Genomic DNA, 11,263 nt, shown 5'->3' with positions numbered 1-11,263 from the left:
ATTCTTAACTACAATAAACCTTCTAAAATACGAGGACATCATGACCTTTACCGCAGATCCTCCCTATACACAAACCAGCCTCCCAGATCATACTCAACTACCAGAATCTAACGGACAATTTGTGAAGAATTTTCAGGAACATCCTCAAAGTATTCTACTAACTCAATCTATCATTCCAGTATTACAAAAAATCCACGCTGATGGACAATATGCTATAGGTCAAGATAGCGGTATTTATTGGCGAATAACTGAACCACCAGAACGAGGTGCAGAAGCCCCAGATTGGTTTTATGTTCCTCATGTGCCACCATTATTAGATGGTAAAGTTAGACGTTCCTATGTGCTTTGGCAAGAATTTATTTCTCCATTAATTGCTTTAGAATTTGTATCAGGAAATGGCACAGAAGAAAGAGATAAAACACCTTGGCAGGGGAAATTTTGGATTTATGAACAAGTGATTAAACCTGCCTTTTATGGCATTTACGAAGTTAGTAAAGCTAGTGTGGAAGTATATCATCTCATGGAAGGACAATATCATTTATTGCCACCAAATAAACGAGGTCATTATCCGATTACACCTATGGGAGTAGAATTAGGTATTTGGCAAGGGACATATCAAAATATGGAGTTACCTTGGCTACGTTGGTGGGATTTAGATGGTAATTTATTACTTGATGGTCATGAAACAGCCGAATATGAACGCCAACGGGCTGAATATGAACGCCAACGGGCTGAAAATGAACGCCAACAGGCTGAATATGAAAAGGAAAAAAGCGATCGCCTCATCGCCCAATTACGCGCTTTAGGAGTAGAACCAGAAGTGTAGAAAAAACCATATCTCCAATTACCAATCACTAGATTTACGAGTAATCAACCCACCCACAAATGCCCCTAAAATTGTCCCTGTCCACAGTCCCGCAGTGCTACCTTGCCAACTTGCACCCGGAGTCACTAAAGCACTACACATTTGTTTAAATCCCCAAGCCTGGTTTTGACACTTTTGGCTATGTTGCATGACGGTGATTTGTCCACCTATTAAAGCAGTAAAAAAACCGGAAGAAAGTGCCAAAAAGGTACAAATAAGAATGCGTTTTTTGATCATATTTTTGTCTCATGCAGAGGCGCAGAGGCGCAAAGGAAGAAATTACGCCTTTTGCTTTTTATCAACCCGTATTTCTCATGCCGGCAGCAATTCCGTTGATGGTTAATAATGCTCCTCGGAGTAATTCTCCTTTGCTGTAACGAGAGTGAATTACTCCGGTTGTGGGGGCATTTTTTGATTGACGAAGGCGTTTTAGAAGTGCAACTTGAATAAATCCTAACGGCACAATTGTTCCATTTCTTAATTGTACAGAACGTTGTAATACTGGATCACCATCTAATAGTTTTTGATGTCCAGTGATTTTTAAGACTAAATCTCTGGTGAGAAAGAATTCGCTGGAAATTTGCTCGAAAACTTTCTCAAATCGCGGTTTGTCTTCAGGGTTAGACAATTCATCAACATAGTGACGTGCCATTTCCATGTCTACTTTTGCTAAGGTCATTTCGGCTTTAGAAATCACCATTTTAAAGAATGGCCATTTGAGGTAAAAATAGCGAAGTAATTTCAAATGTTGTTCTGGTTCTGCGTCCAAAAATTCTTGTAAGGCTGTGCCAATTCCATACCAAGAAGGTAATAAAAACCGGGTTTGTGTCCAGCTAAATACCCAAGGAATAGCTCGCAGACTACTTAAATCTTTTTTACCAGATGGACGACGGGCTGGACGAGAACTAATTTGCAATTGGCTGATTTCTTCAATGGGGGTGACTTGGTGGAAGAAGTCAATGAAATCAGGTTGTTCGTAAATTAGATTACGATAGTGCTGACGTGACGCATGAGATAACTCTTCCATGATCTCATTCCAAGGTTCGATGTCATCAAACCCTGTTCCTAGTAAACTGGCTTGGATTACGGCTGTGGTGATAGTCTCTAGGTGATACAAAGCCAAATCTAACAAGGAATATTTAGAAGCTAAGACTTCCCCTTGTTCGGTAATTTTAATCCGGCCACTAATACTGTGACCTGGTTGGGCTAAAATCGCTTCATGAGCAGGACCGCCACCACGTCCCACAGAACCGCCTCGTCCGTGGAAAATCCGCAGATTTACACCGTAACTTTCGGCGATTTTCTGAAGTGATTTTTGAGCCTTATGAATTTCCCAGTTACTGCTTAAAAAACCAGAATCTTTATTACTATCGGAATAGCCTAACATTACTTCTTGTAAGTTAGGATTTAGAGTAGAAATAGATGGAGGTGCTTGTTCTTCACTGAGCGAAGTCGAAGCTTTTGCACTGAGCGAAGTCGAAGTGTTAATTGCGGCGTAACCTCCAGCCAACATTGCCCGATATAAAGGCAATTCAAACAGTTGTCGCATTACGCCTCTAGAACGTTGTAAATCTTCTACTGTTTCAAACAGAGGAACGATGCGAATTGTCCCCACTGCAACTACAGGATCAAATAAACTTGATTCTTTGGCTAAGAGTAAAACTTCTAGTACGTCGCTAACTTCACGGCACATACTAATAATATAAGTTTGACAGATTTTAATGCCAAATTCTTGTTGTAGCGATCGCAAAATTCGGAAAGTTTCAATTACATCATTGGTTTTTTCCGAAAATGGTAACTCAGCGGGAATCAATGGCCGACGAGTTTGCAATTCTGAAGTTAACCAAGCTATTCTTTGTTCTTCTGATAATTCGTTGTAGGACTGGGGTAAGAGTTGTAAGTATTCCAGAATCTCATTGATAGCGTCAGCATGACGGGATGATTCTTGACGAATATCTAATTGAGTCAGATTAAAGTCAAATATTTCCACTTGACAAATCAAGTTTTCCAACTCTCGACAACTTAAACCTGTTTCTGTTAAATTGCGTTGAATTAACAACAATTCTGTTAAAAATTCTGTACCAGAACGGTACATTGGTGCATCTTCATTGTTTGGCGTTTCCCGATTATATAAAGCCAAATTGCGATCGCGGGTATTTTCCAAACGCTTGAGAATGTAAGATAACTTCAGACGATAAGGTTCTTGGCGGAAACGCAACGCCAAATCATCATACACCCCACTTAACTGCGATTGATCCAACTCCAAAGACTCTAGCAAATCTGGTAGTACATCACTCCAGTGCATAGATACACTCAATAAAGACACTAACTCTTTAACTGACTTAATATACCGCTCTAACACCATTTTTCGTTGATAACAAGCGGTTTTCCAAGTTACTTCCGGTGTCACCGAAGGATTACCATCTCGGTCTGAACCTACCCAAGAACCAAAAGAGCAAAAATTTGTCGTTGGTGGTTGTAACCAGGGAAAAGTTTCTCCCAAAGAATATTTGAAGCGTTTGTATAGTTGCGTAATACCATCAAACAACACTTCTTGAAAGTAGTGAAGAGCATAATCTACTTCATCCAAAACCGTCGGTTTAAACTGATGTAACTCATCAGTCCGCCACCACAGGCGAATTTCTTCCAGTAATCTTTCCTTGACTTCCAAAGTTTCCCAAGGATAGCTACTAGCACGATTTTGGGCTTCATCTAGTTTTTGCAAAAGATGAACCACCTGACGCTGTTTATCCCGGATAGTATGACGGACAATTTCCGTCGGGTGTGCAGTGAAAACTAAGCGGATATCCAGTTGGGAAATCAGGCGTTGAATTTGTTGGGGTGGAACATTCAACTTAAATAACAGGGGAAATAAAGCCGCAAAAGTTCCTTTTTGCGGAGTTTCCGATGTCATCAAATCACTACCTATTTCTTTCGTAACAGGTAATTCTTCATCTCGCTGGTTAGTCGAATAAATTATACTGGGGAAAACGTCCTCGTCAGTTTCTCCACTATAGCGATTTAATTGCTGCTTTTGCTCGTATTCCTGCTCAATAATATTAATCAACTGAAAGTACAACGCAAAGGCACGCGCCGCACGAATTGCTTCATTAATATTCAATTGTTCAATCAATTCTACAGCAGAGGCAGCTAGGTCATTCGTGGCTTGTCCCTCTGGAGAACATAAGTCCCGCAATTGGCGCAAAAGATCCACCATTTCTTGACCGCATTCTTGACGCAGCACCGACTCCCACAATTCCTCTACTACCTGTAGACGATGACGTAAGAATAATTCTGAGTGTAGCACTGGAAAATCAATATGTTCAGCTTTCATACTTTTCATCATAAGAATACCCGGTAAGTGGGAAACGAGCGCGTCTTTAGACCTGAGAGGGAAACGACACGAGCGGTTTTAACCGCTGTGGATATTAAAATTAAAACCAGATTTTTGATTGGAACCTGGAAACCAACTCCCATTTCTGGGGTAATGTTAGCTAGATGCCTCCGGCACGCTGGCGCGAACGACCTGTTATAAGAGCTTTTTAGACTTGCAACACTGTTTCAGTGACCTTAAAACTGTTTAATTGCAAATGACAGAGCAGGGAACTAGTGAAGCAGCGCGGTCTTGGGGGTTTCCCCCATGAGCGACTGCTGAACCCCGAAGGGGCAACGCATTCGGTGGGTGTCGTGACTCAAATAACGGCTACCCTTCGACTTCGCTCAGGGTGGTCTGGTCAGTACGGCTTGCTTGATTACTCTTGCAAGCCCAGTCCCTTTAGGGCTGGGTTACTGACACTCTTAAGATACTCAAAACATCTAACCTACCTTTTTGAGCATCCAATATCAAGCTGTTAGCTTTTCTTTAGGAGCTACTCACAGGTGACTTATCTTCCTTTTAACTGCTTTTGATTCATTTTCAGTAGAGAAGAGGCAAGTAAAATAAACCGCTTCACCAAATTCCTACTAGATTATTTTAGGATAAAGTTCGCTTTCACTCAATAGCTAACAGGAGAAAAGCTATAGCAGAAGTCAGGAGTTAGGCTTCACCTAATCTGGGACACTTTTCTGAATTTTTAATTTCACCCTGCGGTACTGGCTTATATACTCAAAATGGTTGGGACATAGACTTTATATAAAATCACGACAAAATTAGATTTGTATGGGTAGAGCAAGAGCTTCATTGGTGTCAACTTAAGCTCAAATCCCTAACACATCTCGTTCCTAGTCTCTGACTAGGAATGCAGTTGATGAAGCTCTTCCTCTAAGGGACTTCCAATTAAAAAAATACCCACAAAATTGGGTAATTTATTTTTTGGTGTTCCCTAAGAGGGTGTTTGAAAAGTATTAGATGAAACCGATAATCTTCAGAAACCTAACCCCCCCTTCCCTCCCCTGCCCCCCCTGCCTCTCTTCTCCCCCTGCTTGCCTTCACCCGTCATTTTCGGGTTGACAGACTACTAGAAGACCTGGGAGAAGCATTATTAGACTTTGTGGACATTACCGACCTAGAACAATGGCTCAAAGCCCATATAAACCTGATCTAAGCTACTTTTTTAAATTTTAATTCTACCCTGCGGTACTGGCTTATAATTGCCAAGGGGCTAATGCTCCTGTACTTGTAAGTTCAAGGGGGATAGATGACAATTAAACGGTTGCTGTTAATTGGGCTAACTTTGTTAGCGATAATGTTGTCAGGGTTATCTTTATTAAGTAGCTGGCAAAAACCTCAGTTCCAGAGTCGTCTAGAATTGTACCAGACGAATATTGTCTTACAAGCTCAGGCATGGCAACCAGAAGACAGTAGCGACGAAAGTATTCAAACACTTCAAGAATCTATTCTCGGTGCTAATCCTAAGATGAGCGCGACAAAGCAATATCAAGAAGCGAGTGAATCTGTCAAAACTAGTTTAGAGGCAACTAATAAAAAATTAGTAAAACTGCAATCTTCGCCAGCAACTCCAGTTTCCGCAGAAGAAAAAAGTTTACAAAAATCTATCCAACAACAAGAAAAATTATTAGCAGAAGTAGATTTGCGGCTGGGAATTTTACAAGCACAGCAACAGGAAACAGACAACGCTATTAAAACTTGGAATCAATTACAGCAATCATCAAATATCAATTCTAAATATCAAGAAACTGCCCAAGTATTAAGCGGAATGTGGAGTCAACCTCCCCGGTTATTTCCTAAAGCTGAACAGCTAATTCAACAAAATTTAGATAGTTGGTTTCGTTCTACAGCGTTAGAAAAATTATATCAACTTCAACAACGTCAGGAAGCTTTATCCTCTCTGAAAATTGCCCAACAAGCAGCGGCAACCCAAGCATTGTTAAAATTAGCGGTAATTGCGACTATCCCCACCTTAACAGCTTTTCTAGGGCTAATTCTGCTGCTTTTCTTATTGGTTCAACGATTGCTTAAAGGTCGAGAATCCATACTAGCTACAAATAGTGATTTAGTTTGGTCAACTCCTTGGAATTGGGAAATAATTATTCAGGTTTTTGTCCTCGGATTTTTCTTAATGGGACAATTATTTATCCCCGAATTATTATCTATTTTACCTATTCCTCGTGGTACAGGAAATGCCAGAATTGAAGCTTCTGTGGTTTTAGTTAGTTATATGTTAGTGGCTTTTGGTTCTTTGTCAGTTCTATATTTTTCCATTAGGCGTTTTTTCCCTCTTCCTAACAACTGGTTTCGCTTCAATTTCTTCGGTAATTGGGTTTTGTGGGGATTCGGTGGCTATTGCACGGCTTTACCGATTGTGGTAGTAGTATCACTGATTAATCAAAAATTGTGGCAAGGACAAGGTGGCAGTAATCCACTTTTGCAAATGGCACTAGAAAGCCGGGATAATACTGCATTGGGCATATTTTTCTTTACCGCAGCTATAGCTGCACCATTTTTTGAGGAGTTTCTATTTCGAGGTTTTTTATTACCATCTCTGACTCGTTATACTTCGGTTTGGGGGGCAATTTTGATCAGTAGTTTGTTATTTGCCGCTGCTCACCTCAGTTTATCAGAAATACTCCCGCTGACAGCATTAGGAATAGTCTTAGGAATAGTTTACACGCGATCGCGCAATCTACTTTCTTCTATGCTTCTCCACAGTCTTTGGAATAGTGGCACGTTAATTAGTTTGTTTCTTTTAGGTGGTAATAATTAGGGTTTGCTGAAAAAGTTATCTGTGAGGGTTAGTAGTCTGTCAACCCGAAAATGACGGGTGAAGGCAAGCAGGGGGAGAAGAGAGGTAGGGGAGGTAGGGGAGGTAGGAGAGGTAGGGGAGGTAGGGGAGGTAGGGGAGGTAGGGGAGGTAGGGGAGGTAGGAGAGGTAGGGAGAGTAGGGGAGGTAGGGGGGGTAGGGGAGGTAGGTAGGGGAGAACAGAAGTTTTTTCCGATCATTACCCGTCAAAATAAATTTGACGAACTACTAGAAGTATGGCTAACGCCACGCTGCGCTATCAGGAGGTAGGGGCGCAGGGCCTGCGCCCATTCGGGAGTAAGTAGGTGAACACAATAAAACCAAACTGTGTAAAGAAATGTAAAATCGCCCAAACCCTTTTCACTCTTGCCTCTTGACATTATGCAAGAAAGGCAAGAACGATCCTGTAAATCCTTTTTGTAATTAACACAAGGAGAATAGTCTATGAGTTCTATTAATTTACAATTATATGATGATTTATAGCGGTTATCGCGCTTGATGCAATATAATCGAGGGCGCAGACCCTGCGCCCCTACAGAGTTTGCGATTGACTGACTGTATCTCACTCAAGTGCATACCGCCATATATAGCTCAATATTGGGTAAATACGAAACTATATGAACAAGTTTTAAAACAAGCAGAAGAATAAATCAAAAATAATCGGTGTAAATCCTTAAATCCTGGACATCCTGATTCTCACAAATAAACAATAAAAAAATCCCCTGAAAAGATGTAAAAACAATCCTTTCAGGGGAAATTTATCAACAACCTACGCCGGGTAAATTCTTAACCGCCGATTAGGTTCGTCGCCAAAACTATCGGATTTGAGGCGATAATGTTCTACCAACTCATGCTGCATTTTTCGCACTTGGGAAGAACGGGGTAGTAACTCCACAGGCTGACCTTTAGGGATGACAATTTGCTCTACAGCAAGTCTTGCTTCCTCCAAAGCGTCCATTTCATCATCACTACCATTGTGTAATAACAGTTGTAATTCTCGATCATCGCCAATATCTGGATCATCAATATTCAGTAAGCGGCGGAGACTGCGAGTAATTTGGGGAATTGTACTGGACTTGATCACATGAATGGGTACATGACGAGCCTTAGCCATTTGTCTTAACTTAGCGTGATTTTTGACGTGCGATCGCAATGCCAAAATAGCATCTGCACTATCTAAGTCTTTGGTCAATATCACTGGCAAAGTTAGCACATTAATCACCTGTTCCAATTGGTGACGACTCACCCCATAGGGGTAAATATGCAATGGTAAATCTTCCCCATTAGGACCTGCTTGTTTACGGCTGGCAAAATCAAAACTTTCCGAGTAATTGAAAGATTCATCCAACAACCGGTCAAATTCACTGCGTCCCGTTGGTCTTTCTCTATCCAGAGATAAAGGTGGTAAAGCCACCATTTGTCCAGAAGAACGCCAACCATTAGGTTTAGCAGAGAGGAAAGATTCTTCCACATTAGTAACGTGACCATTACCATTGCCACCATTGACTACAGCCAACTGTCTAACAATACCAACCTTGCCATGATCATCAACAGTTCTAGTTTGTGGAGTAGGTTGACGACCACGTAACAACGTATCAACCGTATCAGCCACAGACTCATGAACTACCCAGCGTTGCCGTTCCAACATTTCCACAGCAATCTCAAAAGTAGGCGGAGCTTTGCGTTCCAAAACCGTCTTTTGCGAACCACGCCGTCTAGCCTCATCATCTCCCAGCGTCACAGCCTGAATTCCCCCAACCAAGTCCGACAGAGTAGGATTTTTAATCAGGTTTTCAATCTGATTACCGTGGGCAGTTCCCACCAATTGCACCCCGCGTTCGGCAATTGTCCGGGCTGCTAAAGCTTCCAGTTCTGTACCAATTTCATCAATGACAATGACTTCTGGCATATGGTTTTCCACAGCCTCAATCATGACTTGATGTTGTAACTCTGGCTTAGAAACTTGCATCCGTCTTGCACGACCAATGGCTGGGTGAGCAACATCACCATCCCCAGCAATTTCGTTAGATGTGTCAATAATCACCACTCGCTTATGCAAATCATCCGCCAACACACGGGCGATTTCTCTTAAAGCTGTAGTTTTACCAACACCAGGACGACCCAGCATGAGAATTGATTGACCAGTTTCCACCAAATCGCGGATCATGGCAATTGTTCCGAATACTGCCCTGCCGACACGACAAGTTAAGCCAATAATCTTACCACTACGGTTGCGGATAGCACTGATCCGATGCAAAGTTTTCTCAATTCCAGCCCGATTATCCCCCCCAAAATTTCCAACTCGTTGAATGCAATCATCTATCTGTGCTTGAGTGACTGGTGTTTCGCTCAGATACTCCGCTGCATGGGGAAACCGAGCTTCAGGGCGACGGCCTAAATCCAAGACTACCTCAACTAAAATATCCCCTTTCGGATGATTCTCTAATTTTTCTTGGAGGTCTTGAGGCAAAATATCTAACAACTTTTGGAGATCTTCTGTAATCGTCATGCTTTCTATTGGTGACTTGACGTTTTTAGAGACATGGTTGGAGCGTTACTGCCCAGACTTAATCTGGGAAACGAGAGTATGGGCAAGCCTTACAGCCTCCCACAGTAATTCCGGTTCTTCTTCTAAGGGAATATTGCCTTGACTATCAGTGTTAATCACCTCCTTGTTTTCCAATTGGTCAAGAATGGGTGACAGCAATACACGAGCGTAACTACCATAGGCAACCCCGGCTATTTTGGATTTTGGATTTTGGATTTTGGATTTTAGATTGTGTTCTTCTAATCCAAAATCTAAAATCGGCAATCCAAAATCATTCAACAGTCCCATTCTCCGCAATTTGGGAACGGTGTAGCTATTAGTGCCGCCTGCTAACTGCACATATCCCGGTAGGTTTGCTGTCAAAACTTTTTGTCCTAATTTTATTGTGGCTATGGTAGTACCATCACCAATATCACCACTCATAGAACGTCCATCAGTCTGCCAAATCAGAAACTGGGGACGGGGGACAATCAAATTGTAAATAGCTTGTAGGTAATCAATTAACCCTTCTCCATCGTTACAACTGATGGCTACCAATTTTAATTTATCTGCCCAAGGTGTCATTGCGTCCCATAACCGTTGGAATTCTGCCAACCGCCCCACTTGAGTATGAATTTCTAAAGCATCTATTCCCGTTGACATAATCAATGGTGCGTTGCCCCTGGCGAGCGAAGCTATCGCTCCTGGCGTTGACACATAAGATTTTGTATAAATTATCCCATAAGGACAGATAGGAAGGCAACGGCCACAGCCATAACATTTTTCAGAAATTACTCCAGAAAAATCATCTTTGGTATTGTTAAATAAAATTGCTTGGGCTGGACAAATTTTTTCACATGGTCTGGAACAATCGCTAGGACAGTCCTGATCATTAAACTCAGCTTTCCGAAAATGGGGATCTTCACCATCATTGAGACTAACCATTAACAAAGGTAAATTACCTGTAAAAGCAAAGCCTCGCTTCTGGGCATCATCTACCAAGCTTTGGGCTACTAGTAAAGCTTCCTGGGTAGCGGCAATAACTGCCGGGTCGGCAGCCACATCTACACAGTCAGCACCTGCCAAAGTGTAGGCTAACGTGAGATTTCTGACCGCAGGAAGATGTTGATAACTGGCTCCGCAAATTAATTTGAACCAATTACCTTGTTTTAGGGATTGTAAAGGGGCTAATAAATCAGTCACATTTCCATTATGCGTTTATTTCACTGGAAATTGCAGACTGTCATCAGGAAAATTTAGATTTTTTTGTTACTAATTTTTTATTGGCATATTTCGATACTACTGCCCAGAGTGATCATTTTCCCCGCTTCCGTAACGGGAACTCTGGTATTTACACTTAATCTATAAAAATGATTAAATTGCGCTGTATTTACACAAGTAGGCATAGTTGCTTGGCGTTTTTGCCCAAAGATTTTTTGAAAGTTTGGATAAGCTTCCCCTGTATAAGAATCCCGCATGGGGACTACACAACGTTGACAAGGGTTAATTCCTAAAAAGCGGACATCTCCCACCAGGGGATCGCGGGAAGGCTGGGAGCCGCGTCTCTTTAGAGCGCGGGGGAAAGCCTACCCGTGCGGTTTTAACCGCTGCCAATATTCTCGATCATGATGCGGGTCATTAAATCTTTTCAACATTTTATTTCTCTCTAAC

At 41.8% G+C, this 11,263-nt stretch carries 8 protein-coding genes; 3 read left to right on the top strand and 5 right to left on the bottom strand.

The annotated features are described in order from the left end of the window. The first annotated feature begins 40 nt into the window (after nucleotides 1–40). Nucleotides 41–826 carry a Uma2 family endonuclease gene (locus tag FJR37_RS24170; protein WP_168467333.1) on the top strand — a complete coding sequence of 262 codons (786 nt, stop codon included), beginning with the start codon at nucleotides 41–43 and terminating at the stop codon, nucleotides 824–826. A gap of 18 nt (nucleotides 827–844) precedes the next feature. On the opposite strand, the gene FJR37_RS24165 is transcribed toward FJR37_RS24170, so the two are convergent. Continuing rightward, nucleotides 845–1,102 (bottom strand): hypothetical protein, encoded by a 258-nt coding sequence (locus tag FJR37_RS24165; RefSeq protein ID WP_168467332.1) that lies wholly within the window; start codon nucleotides 1,100–1,102, stop codon nucleotides 845–847. Between the two features lie 61 nt (nucleotides 1,103–1,163). After that, nucleotides 1,164–4,208: a phosphoenolpyruvate carboxylase gene (gene ppc, locus FJR37_RS24160; RefSeq protein WP_168467334.1), complete on the bottom strand. Its 3,045-nt coding sequence runs from the start codon at nucleotides 4,206–4,208 to the stop codon at nucleotides 1,164–1,166. 1,075 nt (nucleotides 4,209–5,283) lie between these two features. Here ppc and FJR37_RS27895 point away from each other — a divergent pair. Both FJR37_RS27895 and FJR37_RS24150 read left to right on the top strand, forming a co-directional pair. Further along, the gene (locus tag FJR37_RS27895) at nucleotides 5,284–5,409 is read left to right on the top strand and encodes a DUF4351 domain-containing protein (RefSeq protein WP_371416164.1); all 126 of its coding nucleotides are present in this window, start codon (nucleotides 5,284–5,286) and stop codon (nucleotides 5,407–5,409) included. Between the two features lie 93 nt (nucleotides 5,410–5,502). After that, entirely contained in the window at nucleotides 5,503–7,029 is a 1,527-nt protein-coding gene (locus FJR37_RS24150) for a type II CAAX prenyl endopeptidase Rce1 family protein (RefSeq protein WP_168467331.1), read from the top strand. 805 nt (nucleotides 7,030–7,834) lie between these two features. On the opposite strand, the gene FJR37_RS24145 is transcribed toward FJR37_RS24150, so the two are convergent. From FJR37_RS24145 to FJR37_RS24135, 3 genes are all read right to left on the bottom strand, one after another. Beyond that, complete coding sequence (locus FJR37_RS24145; RefSeq protein WP_027401132.1) at nucleotides 7,835–9,574, bottom strand: R3H domain-containing nucleic acid-binding protein; 1,740 nt, start codon at nucleotides 9,572–9,574, stop codon at nucleotides 7,835–7,837. 45 nt (nucleotides 9,575–9,619) lie between these two features. Beyond that, on the bottom strand, nucleotides 9,620–10,795 hold the full coding sequence (gene ldpA, locus FJR37_RS24140) for a circadian clock protein LdpA (RefSeq protein ID WP_168467330.1): 1,176 nt from the start codon (nucleotides 10,793–10,795) through the stop codon (nucleotides 9,620–9,622). Between the two features lie 77 nt (nucleotides 10,796–10,872). After that, nucleotides 10,873–11,124 carry a hypothetical protein gene (locus FJR37_RS24135; protein ID WP_027401130.1) on the bottom strand — a complete coding sequence of 84 codons (252 nt, stop codon included), beginning with the start codon at nucleotides 11,122–11,124 and terminating at the stop codon, nucleotides 10,873–10,875. Between the last annotated feature and the right edge of the window lie 139 nt (nucleotides 11,125–11,263).

Origin of the sequence: Aphanizomenon sp. UHCC 0183, assembly GCF_009712065.1 — a bacterium.
GTDB lineage: Bacteria > Cyanobacteriota > Cyanobacteriia > Cyanobacteriales > Nostocaceae > Dolichospermum > Dolichospermum heterosporum.
The sequence above is the reverse complement of the archived record's forward strand: the minus strand, read 5'-3'. Positions and strand labels throughout refer to the sequence as shown.

What these genes read in the sequence shown, in the direction of transcription:
- FJR37_RS24165 (WP_168467332.1), bottom strand. Translation starts at nt 1,102, where the DNA reads ATGATCAAAAAACGCATTCTTATTTGTACCTTTTTGGCACTTTCTTCC.
- ppc (WP_168467334.1), bottom strand. Translation starts at nt 4,208, where the DNA reads ATGAAAAGTATGAAAGCTGAACATATTGATTTTCCAGTGCTACACTCA.
- FJR37_RS24170 (WP_168467333.1), top strand. Translation starts at nt 41, where the DNA reads ATGACCTTTACCGCAGATCCTCCCTATACACAAACCAGCCTCCCAGAT.
- FJR37_RS24150 (WP_168467331.1), top strand. Translation starts at nt 5,503, where the DNA reads ATGACAATTAAACGGTTGCTGTTAATTGGGCTAACTTTGTTAGCGATA.
- FJR37_RS24145 (WP_027401132.1), bottom strand. Translation starts at nt 9,574, where the DNA reads ATGACGATTACAGAAGATCTCCAAAAGTTGTTAGATATTTTGCCTCAA.